The sequence below is a fragment of the Vibrio cidicii genome (genome assembly GCF_009665415.1).
GTDB lineage: Bacteria > Pseudomonadota > Gammaproteobacteria > Enterobacterales > Vibrionaceae > Vibrio > Vibrio cidicii.
On sequence record NZ_CP035921.1, the window covers coordinates 1885202 to 1909848 of the forward strand.

22 protein-coding genes are annotated in these 24647 nt (G+C 49.4%); 9 read left to right on the top strand and 13 right to left on the bottom strand.

The annotated features are described in order from the left end of the window. Positions 1–66 precede the first annotated feature (66 nt). Positions 67–4269, top strand: a complete 4203-nt coding sequence (rpoC, locus tag EWA64_RS09625; RefSeq protein WP_061894841.1) for a DNA-directed RNA polymerase subunit beta' — start codon at positions 67–69, stop codon at positions 4267–4269. An 85-nt stretch (positions 4270–4354) separates the two neighbouring features. Here the strand turns inward: rpoC and EWA64_RS09630 are convergent, their stop codons facing one another. Beyond that, positions 4355–4849, bottom strand: a complete 495-nt coding sequence (locus tag EWA64_RS09630; RefSeq protein WP_061894840.1) for an Rsd/AlgQ family anti-sigma factor — start codon at positions 4847–4849, stop codon at positions 4355–4357. Between the two features lie 194 nt (positions 4850–5043). Here EWA64_RS09630 and nudC point away from each other — a divergent pair, with 194 nt between their 5' ends. Then, a complete protein-coding gene (nudC, locus tag EWA64_RS09635) occupies positions 5044–5829 on the top strand; it encodes an NAD(+) diphosphatase (RefSeq protein WP_061894839.1) in 786 nt (261 codons plus the stop codon). 418 nt (positions 5830–6247) lie between these two features. Further along, the gene (gene hemE, locus EWA64_RS09640; protein ID WP_061894838.1) at positions 6248–7315 is read left to right on the top strand and encodes a uroporphyrinogen decarboxylase; all 1068 of its coding nucleotides are present in this window, start codon (positions 6248–6250) and stop codon (positions 7313–7315) included. Positions 7316–7435: 120 nt separating this feature from the next. Here hemE and EWA64_RS09645 read toward each other — a convergent pair whose 3' ends face one another. Together EWA64_RS09645 and EWA64_RS09650 are read right to left on the bottom strand one after the other, a co-directional pair. After that, positions 7436–8008, bottom strand: coding sequence for a uracil-DNA glycosylase family protein (locus EWA64_RS09645; protein WP_061894837.1), 573 nt, complete (start codon positions 8006–8008; stop codon positions 7436–7438). A gap of 3 nt (positions 8009–8011) precedes the next feature. After that, positions 8012–8938 (bottom strand): D-2-hydroxyacid dehydrogenase, encoded by a 927-nt coding sequence (locus EWA64_RS09650; RefSeq protein ID WP_061894836.1) that lies wholly within the window; start codon positions 8936–8938, stop codon positions 8012–8014. A gap of 65 nt (positions 8939–9003) precedes the next feature. Here EWA64_RS09650 and EWA64_RS09655 point away from each other — a divergent pair, with 65 nt between their 5' ends. Beyond that, positions 9004–9591: a YjaG family protein gene (locus tag EWA64_RS09655; RefSeq protein ID WP_061894835.1), complete on the top strand. Its 588-nt coding sequence runs from the start codon at positions 9004–9006 to the stop codon at positions 9589–9591. Positions 9592–9715: 124 nt separating this feature from the next. Continuing rightward, positions 9716–11047 (top strand): IS4 family transposase, encoded by a 1332-nt coding sequence (locus EWA64_RS09660; protein ID WP_369435791.1) that lies wholly within the window; start codon positions 9716–9718, stop codon positions 11045–11047. Between the two features lie 36 nt (positions 11048–11083). Here the strand turns inward: EWA64_RS09660 and EWA64_RS09665 are convergent, their stop codons facing one another. Then, positions 11084–12175 (bottom strand): CNNM domain-containing protein, encoded by a 1092-nt coding sequence (locus tag EWA64_RS09665; protein WP_061893609.1) that lies wholly within the window; start codon positions 12173–12175, stop codon positions 11084–11086. Positions 12176–12439: 264 nt separating this feature from the next. Between EWA64_RS09665 and EWA64_RS09670 the strand changes: the two genes are divergently transcribed. Continuing rightward, a complete protein-coding gene (locus EWA64_RS09670) occupies positions 12440–12712 on the top strand; it encodes an HU family DNA-binding protein (RefSeq protein WP_039431495.1) in 273 nt (90 codons plus the stop codon). Positions 12713–12760: 48 nt separating this feature from the next. Continuing rightward, on the top strand, positions 12761–13462 hold the full coding sequence (locus EWA64_RS09675) for a DUF1481 domain-containing protein (protein ID WP_039460858.1): 702 nt from the start codon (positions 12761–12763) through the stop codon (positions 13460–13462). A 40-nt stretch (positions 13463–13502) separates the two neighbouring features. Here the strand turns inward: EWA64_RS09675 and purD are convergent, their stop codons facing one another. Beyond that, on the bottom strand, positions 13503–14789 hold the full coding sequence (purD, locus tag EWA64_RS09680; protein WP_061893610.1) for a phosphoribosylamine--glycine ligase: 1287 nt from the start codon (positions 14787–14789) through the stop codon (positions 13503–13505). Between the two features lie 57 nt (positions 14790–14846). Continuing rightward, positions 14847–16439: a bifunctional phosphoribosylaminoimidazolecarboxamide formyltransferase/IMP cyclohydrolase gene (gene purH, locus EWA64_RS09685; protein WP_061893611.1), complete on the bottom strand. Its 1593-nt coding sequence runs from the start codon at positions 16437–16439 to the stop codon at positions 14847–14849. Between purH and EWA64_RS09690 the strand changes: the two genes are divergently transcribed. Beyond that, positions 16438–16665: a hypothetical protein gene (locus tag EWA64_RS09690; RefSeq protein WP_156478451.1), complete on the top strand. Its 228-nt coding sequence runs from the start codon at positions 16438–16440 to the stop codon at positions 16663–16665. The genes purH and EWA64_RS09690 overlap by 2 nt on opposite strands. 57 nt (positions 16666–16722) lie before the next feature. Further along, positions 16723–17121, top strand: coding sequence for a Zn(2+)-responsive transcriptional regulator (gene zntR / locus EWA64_RS09695; protein ID WP_039431488.1), 399 nt, complete (start codon positions 16723–16725; stop codon positions 17119–17121). Between the two features lie 32 nt (positions 17122–17153). Here the strand turns inward: zntR and EWA64_RS09700 are convergent, their stop codons facing one another. The 7 genes from EWA64_RS09700 to accB all read right to left on the bottom strand — a co-directional run bounded on the left by EWA64_RS09700 (position 17154) and on the right by accB (position 24592). Then, on the bottom strand, positions 17154–18794 hold the full coding sequence (locus EWA64_RS09700; RefSeq protein ID WP_061893612.1) for a methyl-accepting chemotaxis protein: 1641 nt from the start codon (positions 18792–18794) through the stop codon (positions 17154–17156). A gap of 197 nt (positions 18795–18991) precedes the next feature. Further along, entirely contained in the window at positions 18992–19969 is a 978-nt protein-coding gene (locus EWA64_RS09705) for a hypothetical protein (RefSeq protein ID WP_061893613.1), read from the bottom strand. A gap of 255 nt (positions 19970–20224) precedes the next feature. Then, the gene (fis, locus tag EWA64_RS09710) at positions 20225–20521 is read right to left on the bottom strand and encodes a DNA-binding transcriptional regulator Fis (protein WP_000462885.1); all 297 of its coding nucleotides are present in this window, start codon (positions 20519–20521) and stop codon (positions 20225–20227) included. A gap of 155 nt (positions 20522–20676) precedes the next feature. After that, positions 20677–21639, bottom strand: a complete 963-nt coding sequence (gene dusB, locus EWA64_RS09715) for a tRNA dihydrouridine synthase DusB (protein ID WP_039440933.1) — start codon at positions 21637–21639, stop codon at positions 20677–20679. A gap of 139 nt (positions 21640–21778) precedes the next feature. After that, positions 21779–22666, bottom strand: coding sequence for a 50S ribosomal protein L11 methyltransferase (gene prmA, locus EWA64_RS09720; protein ID WP_061893647.1), 888 nt, complete (start codon positions 22664–22666; stop codon positions 21779–21781). 102 nt (positions 22667–22768) lie between these two features. After that, positions 22769–24115, bottom strand: coding sequence for an acetyl-CoA carboxylase biotin carboxylase subunit (gene accC / locus EWA64_RS09725; protein ID WP_061893614.1), 1347 nt, complete (start codon positions 24113–24115; stop codon positions 22769–22771). Between the two features lie 12 nt (positions 24116–24127). Next, positions 24128–24592, bottom strand: a complete 465-nt coding sequence (accB, locus tag EWA64_RS09730; protein ID WP_039435657.1) for an acetyl-CoA carboxylase biotin carboxyl carrier protein — start codon at positions 24590–24592, stop codon at positions 24128–24130. Positions 24593–24647 lie beyond the last annotated feature (55 nt).

Here is a 24647-nt window from a genome sequence, read left to right on the forward strand (position 1 = left end):
GGGTTATTTGGTAGAAAGTAGTCTGTCGAGAGGCAGGCTACTTTTAACTCCTTACAGGAGCTGATTGTGAAAGACTTATTAAACTTTCTGAAAGCACAGCATAAGACCGAAGAATTTGATGCAATCAAAATCGGTCTGTCTTCACCAGACATGATTCGTTCATGGTCTTTTGGTGAAGTGAAAAAACCTGAAACGATCAACTATCGTACGTTCAAACCTGAGCGCGATGGTCTGTTCTGTGCGCGTATCTTTGGCCCGGTAAAAGACTACGAGTGTCTTTGTGGCAAATATAAGCGTCTCAAGCACCGTGGCGTGATCTGTGAGAAGTGTGGCGTTGAAGTTACGCAAACTAAAGTTCGTCGTGACCGTATGGGCCACATCGAACTGGCTTCTCCAGTGGCTCACATCTGGTTCCTGAAATCACTACCGTCTCGTATCGGTCTGCTGATGGATATCCCTCTACGTGATATCGAACGCGTTCTGTACTTCGAAATGTACGTAGTGACTGAACCGGGCATGACGGATCTTGAAAAAGGCCAAATGCTGACGGAAGAAGAGTATCTGGATCGCCTAGAAGAGTGGGGCGACGAGTTTACGGCTAAAATGGGTGCGGAAGCGATCAAGGACCTACTAGGTTCGATGGATATGCACGCTGAAGCCGAACAGATGCGCGAAGAACTGGACACCACTAACTCTGAAACCAAGCGTAAGAAGCTGACTAAGCGTCTCAAGCTGGTTGAAGCGTTCGTGCAATCTGGCAACAACCCAGAGTGGATGATCCTAACTGTTCTTCCAGTTCTGCCGCCAGATCTACGTCCTCTAGTACCACTAGATGGCGGTCGCTTTGCGACATCCGATCTGAACGATCTATACCGTCGTGTGATCAACCGTAACAACCGTTTGAAGCGTCTTCTAGAGCTTGCTGCTCCGGACATCATCGTACGTAACGAAAAACGTATGCTGCAAGAGTCTGTTGATGCGCTACTGGATAACGGTCGTCGTGGTCGTGCGATCACAGGTTCGAACAAGCGTCCTCTGAAATCTCTTGCTGATATGATCAAGGGTAAACAGGGTCGTTTCCGTCAGAACCTGCTAGGTAAACGTGTAGACTACTCAGGCCGTTCTGTAATCACAGTAGGTCCATACCTGCGTCTGCATCAGTGTGGTCTTCCTAAGAAGATGGCGCTTGAGCTATTCAAACCATTCATCTACAGCAAGCTTGAAACTCGTGGCCTAGCGACGACAATCAAAGCAGCGAAGAAGATGGTTGAGCGTGAAGAAGCGGTGGTTTGGGATATCCTAGACGAAGTGATCCGTGAACATCCAGTACTACTGAACCGTGCACCAACACTTCACCGTCTTGGTATTCAGGCGTTCGAACCAGTACTGATCGAAGGTAAAGCGATTCAGCTACACCCACTTGTGTGTGCGGCGTACAACGCGGACTTCGACGGTGACCAAATGGCGGTTCACGTACCTCTAACGCTAGAGGCACAGCTTGAAGCTCGTACTCTGATGATGTCGACAAACAACATTCTGTCGCCAGCATCGGGCGACCCTATCATCGTACCTTCTCAGGACGTGGTATTGGGTCTGTACTACATGACTCGTGAAATGATCAACGCGAAAGGCGAAGGCATGTACCTAGCCGGTCCTGCTGAAGCGGAAAAAGCATACCGCACTAAGACAGCAGCACTGCACGCGCGCGTTAAAGTTCGTATCACTGAAACTGTGGTAGACGAAGATGGTCACAGCACTACAGAAACTAAGATGGTGGACACCACTATCGGCCGTGCTATGTTGTGGCAAATCGTACCGAAAGGCCTACCGTTCAGCATCGTTAACCAAAAGCTAGGTAAGAAGCAGATTTCTAACCTACTTAACGAGGCATACCGTAAGCTTGGTCTGAAAGACACCGTAATCTTCGCTGACCAAATCATGTACACCGGTTTTGCTTACGCGGCACTTTCTGGCGTGTCTGTTGGTATCGACGACATGGTTGTACCACCAGCGAAGTACACTGAAATCGCAGAAGCGGAAGAAGAAGTACGCGAAATCCAAGAGCAGTACCAGTCTGGTCTGGTAACGGCAGGTGAACGTTACAACAAAGTGATCGATATTTGGGCATCGACCAACGATCGCGTAGCGAAAGCGATGATGGAGAACCTTTCTTCTGAAACGGTCATCAACCGTGACGGTGAAGAAGAACAGCAAGAGTCGTTCAACAGCATCTACATGATGGCGGACTCGGGCGCTCGTGGTTCTGCAGCTCAGATTCGTCAGCTAGCGGGTATGCGTGGTCTGATGGCGCGTCCAGATGGTTCAATCATCGAAACGCCGATCACCGCAAACTTTAAAGAAGGTCTAAACGTCCTTCAGTACTTTATCTCAACGCACGGTGCTCGTAAGGGTCTGGCGGATACGGCACTGAAGACAGCGAACTCGGGTTACCTAACTCGTCGTCTCGTTGACGTTGCACAAGACGTAGTAGTTTACGAGCACGACTGTGGCACCCCAGAAGGCATTGAAATGATGCCGCACATCGAGGGTGGTGACGTTAAAGTTGCGCTAACTGAACTTGCTCTTGGCCGCGTGGTGGCAGAAGACATCGTTAAGCCAGGCACAGAAGAAGTTCTGATCCCACGCAATACGCTGTTGGATGAGAAATGGTGCCAGATCATCAACGAAAACTCAGTTGATAAGATCAAAGTACGTTCAGTGGTAACCTGTGATTCAGACTACGGTTGTTGTGCACTGTGTTACGGTCGTGACCTAGCGCGTGGTCACCTAGTGAACCAAGGCGAAGCAGTCGGCGTTATCGCCGCTCAGTCTATCGGTGAACCGGGTACACAGCTAACGATGCGTACGTTCCACATCGGTGGTGCGGCATCGACAGCAGCAGCTGAAAACAGCATCCAAGTGAAGAACAACGGTTCTGTGAAGCTGAACAATGCGAAGTTCGTAGTGAACAAAGCAGGCAAACTGGTTATCACTTCGCGTGCATCTGAACTGACCATTATGGATGAGTTCGGCCGTACCAAAGAGAAACACAAACTGCCTTACGGTTCGACACTGAATAAAGCGGATGGCGATGCAGTAACGGCTGGTGAAACGGTCGCGAACTGGGAAGCGCACACCATGCCAATCATCACTGAAGTGGCAGGTCGTGTTCAATTCGTTGACATGATTGATGGTGTAACTGTTTCACGTCAAACCGATGATCTGACTGGTCTATCTTCAAGCGAAGTGACCGATGCGGCGGCTCGCCCTGCGGCAGGTAAAGATATGCGTCCAGCAATCAAACTTGTCGATGAGAAAGGCAACGACGTGATGATCCCGGGTACCGATATGCCGGCGCAGTACTTCCTACCAGGTAAAGCGATCGTCAACATCGAAGATGGCACCGAAGTGGGTATCGGTGACACGCTTGCTCGTATTCCTCAGAAATCGGGCGGTAACAAGGACATCACCGGTGGTCTACCACGCGTTGCTGACTTGTTCGAAGCGCGTCGACCAAAAGAACCTGCAATTCTTGCTGAACACACAGGTACAGTGAGCTACGGTAAAGAGACTAAAGGTAAGCGTCGCTTGATCATTACTCGTGAGGGTGGTGATACGTACGAAGAGATGATTCCTAAGCACCGTCAGCTGAACGTATTTGAAGGTGAGCGTGTGGAACGTGGCGATGTTATCGCTGACGGTCCAGAAGCGCCACACGATATCCTGCGTCTACGTGGTATCCACGCTGTGACTCAGTACATCGCCAATGAAGTTCAGGAAGTTTACCGTTTGCAAGGCGTTAAGATTAACGACAAGCACATCGAAACCATCGTTCGTCAGATGCTTCGTAAGTGTACTATTACTCACGCTGGTGACTCTGAGTTCCTACCAGGTGAGACAGTAGAATACGCGCAAGTGAAGATTGCTAACCGCAATCTTGAAGCGGAAGGCAAAGAGCCAGCACGTTTCGAGCGTGAGCTGCTAGGTATTACCAAAGCTTCTCTTGCTACTGAGTCGTTTATCTCTGCGGCATCGTTCCAAGAGACCACTCGCGTACTAACAGAAGCGGCAGTTTCTGGTAAGCGTGATGATCTGCGTGGCTTGAAAGAGAACGTTATCGTTGGTCGTCTGATCCCGGCTGGTACCGGTTTTGCGTACCACCAAGATCGTCAAGCGAAACGTGCGCAAGCACAGGAAGGCCCATCGGCTGCACAAGCAACTGATAACCTTGCTGCACTGCTAAACGCAGGCTTCTCTTCAGACGAGTAATCGTTGAGAAATCAAAAAGGCACCTTCGGGTGCCTTTTTTGTTGCCGCTTTTACCGTTAAATCAATCGTTTTTCGTTGCCTTAATTCAAGCCCCTGGCGGAACTGATAGGCTGTCGGCGATCAACTGGATGAGTTGATCTTCCACTTCAAAACGCATTTCCAGTATTTCACCTAAGCGAGAGAGATCTTTGTCAAAACGCTCAAGTGTGTCGTCTTCATCAACACTGGCGTATTGATCGGTAAAGTTGAGCAGTGGATCGGTGGTCAGGACGATGCGAGCATAAGTGTCATGGATCTCTTGCGTGATTTCAAAGCCAGTGGCACGCCACTTGTTCATCACCATATCGTAGACTTTAAAATGACCTTCAGAGATGTAATCCACCAGTTCTTGGCAGAAATGCTGCAGTTCGTCGGGAGTCGGAAGTTCGAGTACATTCGTCTTGTTGATACAAGGCTGCAAAGCCGCAAGCTTGCAATACTCTACAATCAGCGATTGTCTGGTCTCTAACCAGTGATCAATCACGTCACTGGAGCCGCCCCATTGTTCTTGCGTTTGTTTGAATTTTTTTAGCATGACCATGCCCTCATGATCTGATCACCGAACCTGTGATCTTTTTCCTTTGCCTAGTAAAGCCACAATCCTCATAGCAATCTCGAAGATGCAACCTATTGTCCTTACTAGAATTTATATCCAGATGTCAATGTGATAACAAACTCTGGTATGAATTTAGATTGCCAGTAAAATGAACGAACTGCAAGCAGTGAGGAGCGAGAATGTTATCTGACATCGACAATAAACAGAACCGGGTATGCTACTGGTGCGTGGTTTCGGGCAGCGAAGTTTGGCTGATGGATGGGGCTCTACCTTTGGGTTTAGCTAGCCAGTTTTCGCTCGACAGTGATAAGGCAATAAAAGTAGGAAGCTATCAAGGACATGACGTCATGTGGCTCAATGAAGCTGAGCTTGAGCGGAGTTTGCCGATGATCTCACTGCGTGAATGCCTTCACTTCGACGAAGCCTTGTTTCTGCTAATAAGTAAAGCCGTGCAGTACGGCCACATGACGCAAACTCTCCGCTTTTGTCCGCAGTGTGGCGGGCGTACCCATCTCAATCACAATCAGTTGGCGATGCAATGTGCCGATTGTCGTACTTTGCATTATCCACGCATTTTTCCCTGCATTATTGTCGCGGTGCGCAAGCAACAGGAGATTTTGCTGGCACAACATCCAAGACATCGCAATGGTATGTACACTGTGATTGCTGGCTTCCTTGAAGTCGGGGAAACCTTAGAGCAGTGTGTGGCGCGAGAAGTGAAAGAAGAAACCGGGATTGATGTGACTAATATTCGCTACTTTGGTAGCCAGCCTTGGGCATTTCCTTCAAGTATGATGATGGCTTTTCTCGCCGATTATGCTGGAGGTGAGATAAAACCGGACTATTCCGAACTCAGTGATGCGCAGTGGTTTGGACTAGACACTATGCCTGAGGTCGCGCCTGTGGGCACGATTGCTAGAGCGTTAATCGAACAAACACTGTTCGATATAGCCGCTGACATTTGATGGCTGAAAATATCAGTCTTTGTGAAAGGTGTTGCGTCAACATTGGCTGATGTTGCTTCGGCGAGCATGCAGATGGGGTGCAAAAAAACACCTATTCAAAGGCGGTCAAGTGGCGGCCTACTTACCACTTATGCTAAGTGTGTAATGGTTTAATTTCTTGAAATTAAATAAAAAAAACCCTCCGAGAGGGAGGGGGTAAGTAAGATGTCGTTATGAGATGCCAAGCACTGAGTGCTCGGTTTATAATTGTAGTTTTCGCTAGCGAACAAATTTTTAACACTGTTACTGGTTGGGTGCAAACTAAGCATTGATTTAAACGTTAATAACTTGATCTAGGACGCAAAGCATGCCGCTTTTTCTCTCAAATCAGTGATAGAATGTCGCCCTTATAAGAAAGCCTAACAACTGGAAAGACGGAATGACTGAATTAAAAAATGACCGCTATCTACGTGCTTTGCTCAAGCAGCCAGTGGATTGCACCCCAGTATGGATGATGCGTCAGGCTGGTCGCTATTTACCTGAGTATCGCGCGACTCGTGCTCAAGCTGGCGATTTTATGTCTTTATGCCGCAACGCTGAGTTGGCCTCAGAAGTGACACTCCAGCCGCTGCGCCGCTTTCCTCTTGATGCGGCCATTCTTTTCTCGGACATTTTGACTATTCCAGATGCCATGGGGCTTGGTTTGCGTTTCTCGGCGGGCGAAGGCCCGGTATTCGATAAGCCGATCACCTGCAAAGCGGACGTGGATAAGATAGGTCTGCCCGATCCAGAAGGTGAACTGCAATATGTCATGAATGCCGTACGCCAAATCCGCAAAGATCTGCAAGGCGAAGTGCCGCTGATCGGTTTCTCAGGCAGCCCGTGGACACTGGCAACCTACATGGTTGAAGGGGGCAGCTCGAAAGCCTTCACTAAAATCAAAAAGATGATGTACGCCGAGCCGCAAACGCTGCACCTTTTGCTTGATAAACTCGCTGATAGCGTTATCGAATACCTCAACGCACAGATCAAAGCTGGCGCGCAATCGGTGATGGTGTTTGACACTTGGGGGGGCGTGTTGACTCCGCGTGACTACAACCTATTCTCGCTGCAGTACATGCATAAAATCGTTGATGGGCTGATGCGTGAAAATGATGGTCGCCGAGTGCCGGTCACTCTGTTCACGAAGAACGGTGGCATGTGGCTGGAGCAAATAGCCGCAACAGGTTGTGACGCTGTGGGTCTTGATTGGACCATCAACATTGCCGATGCCAAAGCGCGCGTGGGAGATAAAGTGGCCTTGCAAGGTAACATGGACCCCTCCATGTTGTATGCGCCGCATGATCGTATCCGTGAAGAAGTGGCCAGTATTCTTGAAGGATTTGGCCATGGTGGTACTGGACACGTGTTCAACCTAGGTCACGGTATTCATCTCGATGTTCCACCAGAAAACGCGGGTGTGTTTGTTGAAGCGGTACATGAGCTTTCTAAGCCATACCATCAATAAAAAGCACTCTCTGTTAGTGATTAAAAACCAGCTTCGGCTGGTTTTTTTATGCTCAGTGATTGGGCTTGCGAGGGTTTAGGGTTTGCCATGAGCCTAACGCTCTGCAACCAGACGTTTGTATCACAGCAGCAGGTGTACACGCTGGCGAATATAGGCCACGGTTTGCTCTTCAAACCAAGGATTATTACGCAGCCACAGGGTGTTTCTTGGGGACGGATGCGGTAGCGGCAGATAGGTGGGCAGCCAGTCTTGCCAGCGTTGAACCGTTTCTGTCAGCGTTTTGGGTTTGTCAGTTAAATAGTAGTTTTGTGCGTACTGGCCAATCAGTAGCGTCAGTTCAATATTGGCTAAGTGCTTGAGCAGCGCCTCATGCCATAGGGGCGCGCATTCTTTGCGAGGAGGAAGATCGCCCGATTGCCCGCGACCGGGATAGCAAAACCCCATTGGCATAATGGCCACCTGTTTGGGGTCATAAAAGGTGGTTTTGTCTAGGTCGAGCCACTCTCTTAAACGATTGCCGCTGGCATCGTTCCAAGGTATGGAGGTTTGATGCACTTTGGTCCCGGGCGCCTGTCCGATGATCAAAATCTTCGCCTCTGAGTGAGCTTGAACCACAGGGTTAGCACCTAGCGGCAAGGCGGAGGCACACACTTGGCAGGCTCGGATCTGCCTTAATAAAGTATCGAGAGCCACAGCTTAATAGCCCTTGGCGAAGCTGACTTGGTAGTTGAGTGGGTAGCCCTCAATCCAGCGTTGGTAATTCTCGGCAAAAATCTCTACCACTTGTTCTGCAAAGCTCAAGGCTGCAATGTGTGGTGTGATGGTGATTTGTTTTAACCCCCAAAATGGATGGTCGGTCGGCAGCGGCTCTTGCTCAAACACATCCAAGAAGGCGTGCTCAACCCAACGGTTCTTGAGTGCCAGCAGCAGTGCCGCATTATCCAATACATCACCACGGCCAACGTTAAACAGCAAGACTTGTCGGCAGTGGCTCAAACTGGCTTGGTTGAGTAGCTGTTTTGTCTGCTCGGTGCTGGGAAGCGTGTTGACGACGATATCTGCTTGCGTTAACGCCGCGGCCAATTCATTGATGTGATAGGTCTGATGAAAATGGCTGCCCGTTGGTGGAATGCCCGTGCGGTTTATACCCATGGTGTGCAGCCCCATCGCGGAGCAGACGTGTGCAAGATGGTTACCAATGCTGCCCGTACCCAAAATGACCACCCGTTTGCCTTGCAAAGAGGTGTAGAGGTGCGGTTGCCATTGGCGTTGCTGCTGTTGTTGCGCGTAGAGCGGCAAGTGGCGCCAGTGAGCAATGCTATAACCCAGCACATATTCCGCGATCAGCGGGCCAAAAATGCCACGCACATTAGTAAGCGTGTAGTCACGACGCAGGCCAGATGGCATCAGTGCGTTGACCCCGGCATAGGTCGATTGCAGCCATTGCAGTTTGGGGAATTGATCGAGCTTATCGGCGACTTTCGGTGGGGCGGCTAACACGATATCTGCCTCAGCGGGGTCTTGGGTGATCATCAATTCCGGGAGGGAATGGCTCAAGAGCAGGTCGTGATAGCTCTGGTTCTCTTCAGTGAGGATGAAAATCTTGTGCTCTGAATGATGCATAACTTTTTTCCCGTTGGCGAATCAAGTACACTTCCGCTGTCTTTTTCCGCAATGATTGAGTGACTATGCTACAAAATCCACTTCAGGTTCGTTTAGAAAAACTGGAACCTTGGCAACAAATCACCTTTATGGTGTGTTTGTGTGAACGAATGTACCCCAACTACGCCATGTTTTGTGAAAACACTGGTTTTGCTGAGCCCCGCAACTATCGCAACATTTTAGATAGTGTATGGGAAATTCTCACGGTGAAAAATGCCAAAGTGAATTTTGAGCGTCAACTTGAGAAGTTGGAAGAGTTGTTCCCTAGCGCTGAAGAGTTCGATCTTTATGCGGTTTATCCTGCGATGGATGCGTGTCAGGCACTCTCTACTTTATTGCATGGTTTGTTGGATCGCGACTATCTGTTTGATTCGATGATCAAAATTAGCCAGCAATCGGTGCAAACCGTGGCGGATTTAGAGCAAGCGCAAGGCAGTGAGCCGATCACCAATGACAATCAGAAAGCCAATGAAGCGGTTTGTGCCGAGTGGGATATTCAGTGGGCGATTTTCCGTCCGTTGCGTGAAGCACAAGAGCGCGATATCGATCTGATCAAAGATTTACGCCAAGAGCTCAGAGACGAGCCATTGAGTAACATCGGTATTGAGCTGTAAGCGGAAAAGTAAAAAAGGCTCCATCGGAGTAATGCCGATCAGTTAAGAAAAGTTTTTGAGATCATTTGACCGATCCTCAAAAGGCTTCAAAATCCGATATTAGGAAACTAATATCGGATTTTTCATGTCTTTAGAGAGCCAACTTGCGAGTACTTTTCGCTCATGCAATACCTTCCATCACTTTGACAAATACTCTGAAATTCTTAGTCCAGAGCTTATCCAGCAAGGTTTTGAAAAAGCTGGCGTAGCAACAGTTAGAAGAAGACGTTTACCCTTGGAAGCAGTACTTTGGTCCGTTGTTGGAATGAGTCTTTTTCGGCAACAATCTGTTTGGGATATTGCTAACCAACTTGATATTGTCCTACCAGACAAACGGCGTTTTGTTGCGCCAAGTGCTGTTGTCCAAGCTAGGCAGAGATTAGGCGAAGAAGGTGTTAAACAAGTCTTTAAGACGATGGCGGCTCAGAGTTATCAATCTTCTAAATTTGAAACTTGGTGTGGACTCAATCTCCTATCTGTCGATGGTGTCGTTTGGAGAACAGCGGATACACCTGAAAATCATCAAGAGTTTAAAGCACAGCGTAATCAGTCATCTGAAAATATTTACCCTAAGGTACGCATGGTTTGCTTGATGGAGCTTACAAGCCATCAGCTCATCGATAGTGCATTCTCTGACTATCGAACCAACGAAATGCGGCTTGCAGAAGAGCTCATAGAACAAACGCCAGACCATTCTCTGACTATTTTTGACAAAGGATATTACTCTCTGGGACTGCTGAACCGCTGGAACAAAGTCGGCCAAGAGAGGCATTGGATGCTTCCTGTGAGAAAAGACTTCCAGTATGAAGTCGTTCATAGGTACAGCAAGAGTGATGCAATCGTTGCGATTAAAACCACTCCTCAGGCAAGAAAGAAGTTTAGTGAACTTCCTGATGTAGTTGAAGCAAGGCTAGTCTCGAAAATCATTAACGGTAAAGAGTATCAGATACTTACCTCAATGCGTGACGGGTTACGTTTTCCTGGCGAAGAAATTGTAGAGCTCTATCGTTATCGCTGGGAAATCGAATTAGGCTATCGGGAAATGAAGGAAACCTTGCTTGACAGTGAGTATACATTGCGAAGCAAGCGTCCAGATATGGTTAAGCAGGAGCTCTGGGGTATTCTACTAGCCTATAACCTTATCAGGCAGGTTATGACAAAAGCGGCAAGTAGGTTAGATAGTGTCTGGCCAAATCAACTGAGCTTTACGAGCAGTCCTATGGCTGTGACGCAATACTTTGCAGCGTTGCCTTTAACAAGCCCAGGAAAGCTCCCTAAACACTATGAAGTATTACTGGAGCATGTATCCATGTTTATCCTACCACCTCGAAGAGAAGATAGAAGTTATCCTCGATGGGTGAAGTTGAAACCCAAGAAGTACGCGACAAATAGAAAAAATGCCAGTCAGCTTAACTGACTGGCATTACTCCATCGGAGCCTTTTTGCTGTCTGCTTAACGCGATCTGATTTTTTCGAGGTTGATCTCTTCATCCTCATCATCGCGGCTTTCAATCATGCCGTGTTTGGTTTTCCAGCGTTCCCAACGCTGATACGCCAACTGCTGCATGTCGCTACTTTTGTCCGCTTCGTCGATGATCTCCTCACCAAGCAAGTATTCGAAAATATCTTCCAGTGTCACTAGGCCTTGCACCGTGCCGTATTCGTCCACCACGATGGCCAGTTGCAGACGTTTTGCCATCATTTGGTCAAACACTTTCGGCAGTGGCATATTATTAAGTATCACGTGAATGGGTCGCATCACTGCGCCCAACTGCTTCTCGCCTTGTCCTGCTTGTTGCAGTTTAAACAGCTCCAAACGGTGCACAAAACCGATGATGTTGTCTTTCTGCTCGCTGTACACCAGTGGGCGAGAGAACGGTGTCTCTTTGTGTTCGGCAAGAAACTCATTAATCGTGGTGGTTGCTTCGACACGAAACACCACCGGGCGAGGCGTCATCACCTGAGTCACGGCCACGTTCTGGATGCCTAGTAAGTTGCTGAGGATCTTCGATTCACCTTCTGCAAACTCGCCACTTTCACGTGCGAGGATCGCCATGGCCGACAGTTCATCACGCATTTTTGGCATCTCGTGATTGCGCGCCAATCTTTTCGTGATCTGTTCAGAGAACCACACAAACGGCGTGAGTGCCCACACCATCCAGCGCAGTGTGGTTGCCGCGCTCGGGGCGAGCTGTCGCCAGTAAGTCGCACCAATAGTTTTGGGCACGATTTCCGACAACACCAAAATACCCAGCGTCAGCACGCCGGAAAACACGCCAAGCCACTCACTGCCAAACACCACGGCGGCCTGGGCGCCTGCGGTTGCCGCGCCGATGGTATGCGCGATGGTATTGAGGGTGAGGATCGAGGCCAGCGGTCGGTCGATGTCCGCTTTGAGCTTGGCCAATGGTTCAGCGGCAGGGTGAGCCTGCTGCTTTAGCTGCGCGATATAGCTCGGGCTAATACTCAGTAACACCGCCTCCAATACCGAACAGATAAAGGAAACACCAATAGCGATAGAGATGTAGATAGTAAGCAGTAGCATGATTGCCCTTGATAGAAAAACAGAGTGTTGTGACACGAGGAGAGAGTATACGCTAATAACCCCATTCACCCCTTATAAATAGGTGCTTCGCTGAGGAAAACCAAGGGAAATATGCTATCAATCGGTAACAATTTGTGAGTTATTACTCAGAATATGGCTAAAAGTAATTCACTAGAGCGAAAGAAACACGACAAACCTTTGCCAGATGGGGCCTTTATGCTTTAGAGTGAGACCAATTCGATAACCTATGAGAAGGGAAACCTAATGAACAAGACCCAATTAATCGACTTTATCGCAGAGAAAGCAGACCTATCTAAAGCACAAGCAAAAGCTGCTCTTGAAGCTACTCTTGAAGGCGTAGAAGGCGCTCTGAAAGAGGGTGACCAGGTTCAACTAATTGGTTTTGGTACATTCAAAGTGAACCACCGTGCCGCGCGTACTGGCCGTAACCCAAAAACGGGCGCTGAGATCCAAATCGCAGCAGCAAATGTGCCAGCGTTCGTTGCAGGCAAAGCACTGAAAGAATCAGTAAACTAATTCAGTGAGGCGTCGAGGAATCCTCTTCGGCGCCATTCTTTTACAAAAATGAAAAAATTACTTCTTACTTGTGCCGCTGGCGTTCTGCTGGCTGGCTGTTCTTCTTCCTCCCGACCGACCCTTGAGCAGTTTACCGAATTTACTGGTGGACAGATGATGGGTGATGCGACCAGTTTCTATTGGGTGACCGAAAAACTTTCCGGGCCACAAAAAGCGTCTGATTTTGTCTTAGTGGGTGAATATGGCTGGTATCAAAGTGAGTATCGCTGGGATGAAGGTACGCTTAGAGAGTTGATTCGACAAGGTGAACAGCGGGATAGCAAGCTGGGCTTGGTGCCTTATCGAATCCACGTTCGTTTTAACGTTGATGGCGAAGCGGTGTACCAGCAGTTTCGCCTCAACAGCAAGGTGCTGCCGATTCAGGCAGATCAATTGCAACGCTATCAATCGGAAGCCGATGTGCTGGTAAAAAAAAGCAAGCAGCAGTCGCGTGATGGTTTGGAATTGATCCAAGGTTACTGGGATGGCGAAACCTTCGAAACCTGTGCGGGTGAAGAGTTTTCTACCCTCGAATTTAACCAAACACTGCCCGGGTTTGTGATTAACCGCTTGGCGAGCGTTGATAGCTACGTTGCCTTTCTCGGGAAAAAATCGTCCAAGCGTTTGGAAGTTGACACGTTACTTTTGTTAGATGAAGACGATCGAGATTGTGTCACCCGCCCCGTGCTGATTGAAGACGAACAAAAATAAAAAAGGCGCTGATTCAGCGCCTTTTGTCTATCTAATATGGTTACTGCTGTTCGCGAGCAATCGCACGATAACCGATATCGTTGCGATGGAACATGCCATCCCAGCTGATCTGTTTGGCCAGTGCATAAGCGCGTTGCTGCGCTTCAAAGACACTGTGACCTAAGGCAGTGGCACACAATACGCGGCCACCATTGGTCACCACGTGGCCCTCTTTGTCGGTGGTGCCGGCGTGGAACACTTTCTGCCCTTCGACTTCGTCTGTCGGCAGGCCTGAAATGACATCGCCTTTGGCATAATCACCCGGGTAACCGCCCGCAGCGAGGACGATACCGATAGAAGCGCGCGGGTCCCACTTTGACTCGACTTGATCCAGTTTCTTGTCGATGGCCGCGAGGCACAATTCCACAAGATCCGATTGCATGCGCATCATGATTGGCTGCGTTTCTGGATCGCCAAAGCGGCAGTTGTACTCGATCACCTTAGGTGTGCCATCTTTGTCGATCATCAAACCTGCATAGAGGAAGCCTGTGTATGGGTTGCCTTCCGCGGCCATGCCACGCACGGTTGGATAGATCACTTCCTGCATAACCCGATCATGAATCTCTGGTGTGACCACTGGCGCTGGCGAGTACGCGCCCATGCCGCCAGTGTTTGGACCTGTGTCTTGATCGCCGACGCGTTTATGGTCTTGGCTGGTGGCCATTGGCAGGACGTTTTCGCCATCCACCATGACGATGAAGCTGGCTTCTTCGCCATCAAGGAACTCTTCGATCACCACGCGGCTGCCCGCTTCACCAAAAGCGTTGCCTGCCAGCATGTCTTTGATGGCTTCTTCGGCTTCTTCTAGCGTCATGGCGACAATCACTCCTTTGCCTGCGGCAAGGCCATCGGCTTTCACGACGATTGGCGCGCCTTGTTCACGGACGTAAGCCAGTGCTGGCTCGATTTCCGTAAAGTTGGCGTAGGCAGCGGTAGGGATTTGATGGCGAGCCAAGAAATCCTTGGTAAAGGCTTTTGAACCTTCAAGCTGCGCCGCGGCTTGTGTTGGGCCAAAAATAGGCAGACTTGCTTCACGAAACGCATCAACCACCCCCAGTACCAGTGGTACTTCAGGACCTACGATGGTCAGCTCAATCGCTTTCTCTTGAGCAAACGCGACTAAGCCTTCGATGTCTTCGACAGCGATATTGACGTTTTCTAGCTTAGGCTCCAGTGCTGTACCGGCATTTCCCGGTGCAACAAACACCGTGGTGACGTTGGGATTTTGTGCCACTTTCCAGCCCAGCGCATGTTCACGACCACCTGAGCCAATAATCAATACATTCATCTCATCATCCTCAAATCTTGCGAAAAGAGGTGCCTTGGCGGGCACCTCTGATAGAAATTAGTGGCGGAAGTGACGCATACCCGTGAAGATCATCGCCATGCCGTGTTCGTCGGCGGCGGCAATCACTTCATCATCACGCATCGAACCGCCAGGCTGGATCACGCACTTGATACCAGCTTCGGCCGCGGCATCAATGCCATCGCGGAAGGGGAAAAAAGCATCAGATGCCATCACACTGCCAGCCACTTCAAGGCCTTCGTCTGCCGCTTTGATTCCGGCAATTTTCGCCGAGTACACGCGGCTCATTTGGCCTGCGCCCACACCGATGGTCATGTCACCTTTCGCGTAGACAATCGCGTTTGACTTCACATACTTGGCGACTTTCCAGCAGAACAGTGCATCTTTCAGCTCTTCTTCTGTAGGTTGGCGTTTTGACACCACTTTAAGGTCATCAAAGCCGACCATGCCTTGGTCACGGTCTTGTACCAACAGGCCGCCGTTAACGCGTTTCACATCAAAGCCCGTGGTCTTGGTTGACCATTCGCCGCACTCAAGCAGACGAACGTTTTTCTTCGCAGCCACCACTTCGATTGCTTCAGCCGATACAGAAGGAGCAATGATCACTTCAACGAACTGGCGCTCAACGATAGCACTCGCAGTTTCTGCATCGAGCTCTTGGTTGAATGCAATGATGCCGCCAAATGCGGAGGTTGGGTCGGTTTGGTAAGCGCGGTTGTACGCTTCAAGAATGTCTTTACCGAGTGCGACGCCGCATGGGTTGGCGTGTTTAACGATGACACAAGCAGGCTCGCTAAACTCTTTCACACACTCAAGGGCCGCGTCGGTGTCGGCGATGTTGTTGTAAGACAGTGCTTTGCCCTGGATTTGGCGAGCAGTTGCCACAGACGCTTCTTCGGGGTTGGCTTCCACGTAAAACGCTGCTGCTTGGTGGCTGTTTTCGCCGTAGCGCATGTCTTGTTTCTTGATGAACTGTTGGTTGAAGGTGCGAGGGAATTTGCTCTCTTCATCGCCTTCCTTGTTTTCTCCGTAAGAAGCAACCATAGTGCCGAAGTAGTTGGCGATCATGCCATCGTAAGCCGCTGTGTGCTCAAAGGCTGCAATGGCGAGGTCGAAGCGGGTTTCGAGCGTCAGAGAGTTGTCGTTGGCGTCCATCTCGGCAATCACGCGGTCGTAATCGTGCGCGTTAACTACTATGCTCACATCTTTGTGGTTTTTCGCCGCTGAACGCACCATGGTTGGTCCGCCAATGTCGATATTCTCTACCGCGTCAGCCAGTGTACAGCCTTGTTTCGCGACCGTTTGTGCAAAGGGGTAGAGATTAACTACGACGATGTCGATTGGCTTGATGCCGTGTTTCGCCATGACGTCATCGTCTTGACCGCGGCGACCAAGTACACCACCGTGAACTTTTGGGTGAAGGGTTTTAACACGACCATCCATCATCTCTGGAAAACCGGTGTAGTCAGAGACTTCGGTGACAGCGATGCCTTTTTCTGCCAGTAAGCGAGCGGTGCCACCGGTCGAGAGAATATCAACACCACGTTGTGCCAGTGCTTGTGCAAACTCAACAATACCGGTTTTGTCTGATACGCTAATCAGAGCGCGGCGAATAGGACGAGCGTTGTTCATGCTTCCATTTCCTCAAATTCACGGAGTTAAACTAAAGATATTTGCCAAAAATGAACTTGTTCTTATCGCCAGAGCGGAAAACTCGGCTGATAAAAGATTGGCCAGTTTTGGTAAAGACCTTTGCTGCTGTTTTCATCGAGAAAACAGTCTCCCTCATTTGGTGGCGCGTATTCTAACCAATTTATTACAAAAAAGCTCGCGCAATCGTTTGGCATCTCAAAAATAATTGCAAAAAGCGCCCGCTTAGACGACAAAAGTAACGAGTGAGTTAATAAGGAGAGTTATGTTTCAAATCGGTGAATTGGCAAAACGGTGTGGTGTGAGTGCGGATACGCTGCGTTTTTATGAAAAAAACCAACTGATTTTGCCTGCTGGGCGCAGTGAGTCTGGCTATCGTCTCTATAGTGAAGAGAACCAAAAACAGGTCGGTTTTATTCTCAAAGCGAAAGCGCTGGGCTTGAGTTTGGAAGAGATCAAAGAGTTGCTGGAGATCAAGCTGGAAGCGACAGAACACAGCTGCGCTGAGGTGAAAGCGATCACTTCTGCCAAGTTAGCGCTGATCGATGAGAAAATCGCTCAGTTAAGCCAAATTCGTCAGGCGTTGAAGAAAATCAACGATGCCTGTTGTGGTCATACGGATGACGATGCCAGCCACTGTTCCATTTTGGCAGCGCTAGAGTAAGCCGCTCATCAAGGAGCGGCTTACTCTGCTATTTAGGCACGAAAAGCGGCAACACTTTGTTGCAGTCGCTGGCCACTCACCATTAACTGCTCGCTGGCAGCGGCAACTTGGTTGGCTTGTGCGGCCGCTTGGTCACTATGCTCGGCGATTTGGCTCAAACTGTCGCTGATTTGGTTGGTGGTGTGAGATTGTTCTACGCTCGATTGAGCGATGTGTTGGTTAAGCTCTAGGATGGTGGCGATCTGCTGATCAATCTCATGCAGTGCGGTTTGCGCTAGACCAGCTTGCAACTGAGTTTCTTGGGATTGGCGCTGCGTCTGCTCCATCGACTTACACACCTCACTGGCCCTTTGCTGCAAGTTGGCAATGATCTGCTGGATTTCATCCGTACTGTGGCTGGTGCGCGTAGCCAAGGTGCGCACTTCGTCGGCAACCACGGCAAAACCGCGCCCTTGTTCGCCTGCTCGCGCCGCTTCAATGGCCGCGTTGAGCGCAAGCAGATTGGTTTGCTCTGCCACGCCGCGAATCACTTCCAGTACCGCGCCAACTTTTTGCGTTTCATTGGCTAAATCTTGCACGTTTTGCTCAGTTTGCGTCACCGTTGACGATAGGGCGTTCATATAGTCAGATGCTTTGCTGATCACTTCACTGCCTTCTTTACCCTTTTGGCTGGCATTTTTCGCCGCCAGCGCCGCTTCTTGCGCTGACTCGGCAACGCCAGTGTTACTGGCCTGCAACTGCTTCATCGCATCAGCGACCGAATCGACCGAGCGTTGCTGCATAGTAGCTTTGTGCAGCGCGTGCTGCGCCACCTGAGTCAATTCGCTGGCAGAACCCGTCACATCTTGAGTCACTGGCGTAATGTTGTGTACGATTTGGCGGATCTTGCCAGTAAATTCATTGAACTCTTGGGCTATGTGCGTGAGTTCATCACGTCCTTCAACGGGTAACTGCTTGGTGAGGTCGCCGTCGCCTTTGGCTATCTCGGCCAGTGCCTCTTTGGTCGCGCGGCAAGGCGCGGTAATGCTATTGCCAATCAACGCCGAGAGTAGCAGCATCACGGCAAAGGCGATCGCCAGTTTAAACAGCGATGATTGTGCCCGCTGCCAGATGAGCGCTTGCACATCGTCAATGTATACCCCTGTGCCGATGATCCAGCCCCACGGTTTGAATTCACTCACATAAGAGAGCTTTTCCACATCCACTTCAGAGCCCGGTTTAGGCCACATGTAGTAGACAAAGCCTGCACCCGATTGTTTGACCACTGAGACCATCTCAACAAATAGCGCCTTGCCCGTTGGGTCCTTGAAGTTACTGAGATCTTGGCCATCTAATTGAGGCTTGATTGGATGCATCACCATGGCTGGTTTTTCGTCATTAATCCAAAAATAATCAGATTTCTCATAGCGCAACGCACTGATGGCTTGTTTGGCTTGGGTCTGCGCTTCGCTGCGAGAAAGGACACCTGCGCTTTCCAACTGCTGAAAATGGGCCAACACGCTGGTGGCGGATTCGACCAGATGACGGGTTTTGACCTGTTTCGCTTCGAGCAAATCGCCTTGATATTCGTAAAGCAACGATCCAAACGGGATTAAAAGTAGCGTTGAAATAACAAAAGTCAGCAAGTAAAGCCGCTGCTTGATATTTAATATACGCAAGCCGAAACTGACCATAGCGATCACTCCTTGATGGTGGATATTTTTATAATTTGATTTTTATTCACTTTAGAATGTAACAAAGTGATAACGGCTTCGTATATGCGACTAAAGGAGAGATTTGACTTAAGCGTAAAATTACTGCGCAACGGTATGAAACGTTGCAGAGAAATGTGCTTTGACACGAGGGAAAGCGAGGGAGAACTTTCACTGAATTAATAAGAGAGCTGGTTGCTCTGCCAGTGCTGATAATCCAACTCAAAGTTTGGCTCGGCATCAAGCAGCAACTGCAGCATCTCATTGCCTTCGAGAATATCGCAAGGGTCTTGCATTTCTTGCTGCATAATTGTTGAAAGTAATCGCTGTCCGCGCTCATCGCTGAAGAAAAAGTAAATCAGTAGCCAACTGCTACCGTATAAGCGTAATTTTTCCCGCTGCGCGTCGCGATACCAGTAGGACTCCTGATTGAATAGCTCAGGCAAGCCAAGCGGCGTAAAGCGCAGTCTGCTTTTACCGTCAATCCATTTTTTTGACTCGGCGTTGATTTGGCCGGATTCTGATTGCCAAAGGCCAGCGAAGAATTCCGCTAAACCTTCATCCAGCCAACCGGGTAAATAGCCCAGCAGGCCGTGATTGACCGCATGGACGATTTCGTGGATTGCGGTGTTGATGGCCTGTTGCGCATTGCGGTAATAGAGCACTATCTCACCACTACGTAAGCTATAACTGCCTGCGGCCTCATGGCTTCGATCTTGGCTTTGTGCAAACTGTTGATAGGATTGAAGGTTGCTAAATAAGTAGAGATCGACCTCAACGGCTTTTAGAGACGCTTTACCTAACAGTGATTGGTAGTAATGCTGTATTGATCTCAGGCGCGGTTTGAGCTGATTAACGAAATCCTCTGGCAACTCGTCAGCATGAAGGTTGAGATAAAACATGCCGTAATGCAGCGTTTGCTCGCTCTTTTGGAAACTTGCCTGAGTCGGCTTGGTGCAATCTATCCTGTTTTTACGACGTGGAGTGACTTTGGTCTCTACTTGAGATGCCAGCTCGGAAGATTGCCAGGAAGTGGAGACGCGCTCGGAAGACGTTGGGTTAGTCTCTTTAAGGTAAGAGTCACCATGAGTTGGGGCAAAGAAAACGTACAGTAAAATCGCGAGCACAACCGATAACATTGCATTTCTCACCCACATCTCTCGACTCCCTGCTTGATTCACTCCAGAACTTCGCTATCGAGTGATAAATTGGCTTGGCAATAAATGTACAAAGTGTTCAATCATTAAGCAATGCTTACTGCAAAGTGATACGTAGCCAGTTGGTGTTTGACTCGTGTGGAACGATTTGGCGTAGGGCTGATTACAACCAATTTTTATGAGCGCTAAATAATAAAAAAGTCGCTCTCTATAAAAGAAAAGCGACTTTAAATTCAAATGGTTAACTAATGGGTATTAGTTCATGCCGTATTTTTTCAATTTCTTGCGAAGAGTACCGCGGTTGATGCCCATCATGGTTGCTGCGCGCGTTTGGTTGCCGCGAGTGTACTGCATAATGGTATCTAGTAATGGCTGTTCAACTTCAGCGAGAACTAGTTCGTATAGTTCAGTCACTTCCTGACCGTTTAATTGAGCCAAGTAGTTTTTAAGAGACGCTTTAACAGAATCACGTAGTGGCTTTTGCGTGATTTGATCTTGTGATGTTACGGTAGTTACGGTTAAAGCTTCTGAAGTCAGATTTTGTTCGAACATATTCGGTCTAGCTCTTCTCTTAATTATGATGCAACGTCATAGCCTTCATATTTGTAGCTGCAGCGTCGTTGACGGCGCTAACTCACCCTAATCAAATAGCAGATCTATGCTCATAGGGCTGAGTTATCTTGTCGCCTAGCTGCCACTCCAACTATTTAGGCTAAATCAAAGTAACCCTCTAACGCCTCAAGCTGCAGATCGGCTGCGTCGATGGCGTTGAAGGTACGGCGAAACTCACTCGCTTGTTCATGCTCTTTTAGGTACCAGCCTACGTGCTTACGCGCGATACGCGGACCTAAATACTCGCCATAAAAATCATGCAGAGCGTTCACATGACCAAGCAGGATGCTTTTTACTTCCGCAATAGGAAGCTCGGGCATCGTGGTGCCGTTTTCCAAATAGTGTTGGATTTCCTGAAAAATCCATGGACGACCCTGGGCAGGGCGCCCGATCATGAGAGCGTCAGCGCCGGTGTACTCCAGCACATGCTTTGCCTTCTCCGGACTATCGATATCACCGTTAGCGATAACCGGAATTGAGATGGCTTGCTTGACGGCTCTAATGCTGTCGTATTCGGCCTCACCTTTGTACATACAGGCTTTGGTTCTGCCATGCAGAGCAAGTGCCTGTATGCCGCAGTCTTCGGCTAATTTAGCGATTTGAATACAGTTTTTATTTTCTGTATCCCAGCCAGTGCGGGTTTTTAAAGTGACTGGCACTTTTACTGCGTTCACCACCGTTTTCAAAATCTGTTCGATAATGTCTGGGTATTTCAGCAGGGCAGAACCCGCGAGCTTTTTATTCACTTTTTTTGCTGGGCATCCCATGTTGATGTCGATGATTTGTGCACCGTTTTCAACGCTGAATTGCGCAGCATCTGCCATGAGCTGTGGATCACTTCCAGCAATCTGTACTGAGCGAATGCCCGATTCGCCTTCATGCACCATGCGATTTTGTGATTTAGCGGTTTTCCACAAAGCGGGATTGGAGGACATCATTTCACTGACGGCCATTCCCGCTCCGTATCGCAAACACAACTCGCGAAAGGGTCTGTCGGTGACACCCGCCATGGGGGCGACGATCAGATTGTTCTTAAGTTGGTGGTTTCCGATTTTCAAAACGTCTTCACAGCTTCATACCAGCAAGGGCGCGCATTTTACGCATTTTTTTTCTGCGTGAAAAGACTAATATTTGAGCATTGAGTAATTGTTTTTGTAATTTGTATAAAATTCAAACAATTATCCCTGAAAGTCTTATCTAGCCTTGCTTGCGACCCGAGATGCGACACCATTCACTCTGCTCAATAATCGGATCAATGTGAAACGCGTCACGATAGTGATTCGCCACATCTTCCGCTTGTGTGTCTAAAACACCGGACATCGCCAACAGGCCATTTGGTTTAACTAGCCCTGTGATGATCGACGAAAGTTCACGCAGCGGTGCGGCTAAAATGTTGGCCACTACCACATCGGCCAGCAGACCTTCTGGTTGATCTTGTGGCAGGTAAACCTCAAGCTGTTCGGCCACGCCATTGCGCTGCGCGTTATCTTTTGAGGCGAGCAGCGCTTGAGGATCGATGTCGATGCCGATGACTTTCTCGGCACCGAGTTTGATCGCAGCGATCGCGAGGATACCTGAACCACAGCCAAAGTCGATTACGGTCTTGCCGCTCAGATCGAGGCTTTCTAGCCACTGCAGGCACAACGCGGTGGTTGGGTGCGTCCCCGTACCAAAGGCGAGGCCCGGATCGAGCATTACGTTGACTGCGCTTGGATCAGGAATGTCGCGCCAGCTTGGGCAGATCCACAGACGCTCACCAAACTTCATGGGGTGGAAGTTGTCCATCCACTCGCGTTCCCAATCTTTGTCTTCAAGCTGCTCTACTTTGTAGGCAAAGCCGTCGACCAGCATCTTGCTGGCTTTAATCTGCGACATGATGAGCTGAGTATCGGCTTCGGCATCGTACAGCGCTAGGACGTCTGTATCTCCCCATAGGCGAGTTTCACCGGGCAGAGGCTCGAATACCGGTGTATCGTGAGCATCCAAGAAGGTCACGGACAGCGCGCCAGTCTCTTCCATAAGCATGTCGCCGATTTGCTCAGCGTTTTCATTGGTCGCATTGAGTTTGATTTGAATCCAAGGCATGAGTGGGTACTCTCGATGTGTAAATTTGGCGCAGAGTTTAGCAGACTTTGCGATGAAACGAAAAATGCCCACCGAGGTGGGCATCATCATTCGAGTGCTGACTTAGTGTTGAAGTCCGAGCTTCTTCTCAAGGTAGTGGATGTTGGCTCCACCATGTTGGAAGTTTTCGTCGTTCATGATGCTCACTTGCAGCGGAATATTGGTTTTGATCCCTTCGATGATCATCTCACCAAGAGCATTGCGCATGCGTGCAATCGCCACATCGCGGTTCTCACCGTAAGTGATGAGTTTACCGATCATTGAGTCGTAGTGCGGTGGCACTGTGTAACCCGTGTAGATGTGCGATTCCCAACGAACGCCCATGCCGCCTGGCGAGTGGAAGCGTTCGATCTTGCCTGGTGAAGGCAGGAAGCGCTCAGGATCTTCGGCGTTGATACGACACTCAATCGCATGGCCACGGATCTTGATGTCATTTTGGGTAAACGACAGAGGCTGACCTGCGGCAACGCGTAGCTGCTCTTTGATGAGATCAACACCAGTCACCATTTCTGTCACTGGGTGTTCTACCTGAATACGGGTGTTCATTTCGATGAAGTAGAACTCGCCGTTTTCGTACAAGAACTCGAAAGTACCTGCGCCGCGATAGCCGATTTCAAGACACGCACGGGTACAACGTTCACCGATGTACTTACGCATCTCTTCTGTGATGCCCGGCGCGGGTGCTTCTTCCACCACTTTTTGGTGACGACGCTGCATAGAGCAATCACGTTCACCGAGGTGAATCGCGCCGCCTTGGCCATCGGCAATCACTTGTACTTCAACGTGACGTGGGTTTTCTAGGAATTTCTCCATGTAAACCATGTCGTTGTTGAACGCTGCTTTGGCTTCAGCACGCGTCATTGCGATCGCTTGAACCAGATCCGCTTCTTTGCGTACTACACGCATACCACGACCACCGCCGCCACCAGAGGCTTTGATGATGACTGGATAACCGATGCGTTTGGCGTGTGCTTTGTTTTTCACTTCGTCGTTGTCGAGTGGGCCATCGGAGCCCGGTACACAAGGAACGCCCGCTTTTTTCATCGCGGTGATCGCCGAGACTTTATCACCCATGATGCGGATAGTTTCCGCTTTTGGGCCCACAAAAATAAAGCCGCTGCGCTCTACTTGCTCAGCAAAATCGGCGTTTTCCGACAGGAAACCGTAACCCGGATGGATGGCAACCGCGCCAGTCACTTCCGCTGCGGAAATAATACGCGGAATGTTCAGGTAGCTGTCGATGCCTTTTGCCGGGCCGATACAGACAGTTTCGTCAGCCAGTAGCACGTGTTTGAGATCGCGATCGGCGGTTGAGTGCACGGCAACGGTTTTGATGCCGAGCTCTTTACATGCGCGAAGAATACGAAGTGCGATTTCACCTCGGTTCGCGATGACTACTTTATCTAACATAGCGAACTCCGCTTATTCGATAACAACGAGTGGCTGGTCGAATTCTACTGGCTGGCCATCTTCAACAAGGATAGCGGTAACGACACCAGATTTATCCGCTTCGATTTGGTTCATCATTTTCATCGCTTCAACGATGCATAGTGTGTCGCCCGCTTTTACGCTTTGGCCCACTTCGATGAACGCTTTAGAATCTGGACTTGGTGAACGGTAGAAGGTGCCTACCATTGGAGAAAGCACTTTGTGACCTGCGCTTACCGCTGGCGCTGCGGCGGCAGGTGCCGCTTCAGCAACTGGCGCTGCGGCTACGGGTGCAGGAGCGGCTGCTGGCGCAGCTGCATAGTGGATAGGTGCAGGCGCGGCCATCATTTGACCATGACGGCTGATGCGTACTGATTCTTCACCTTCAGAGATTTCTAGCTCAGCAATGCCAGACTCTTCAACCAGTTCGATCAGTTTTTTGATTTTACGAATATCCATCTTATCTTTCTCTTTTATCTTGTGAGTAAGACAGCCGCCAAGGGCTGCAGAGTGT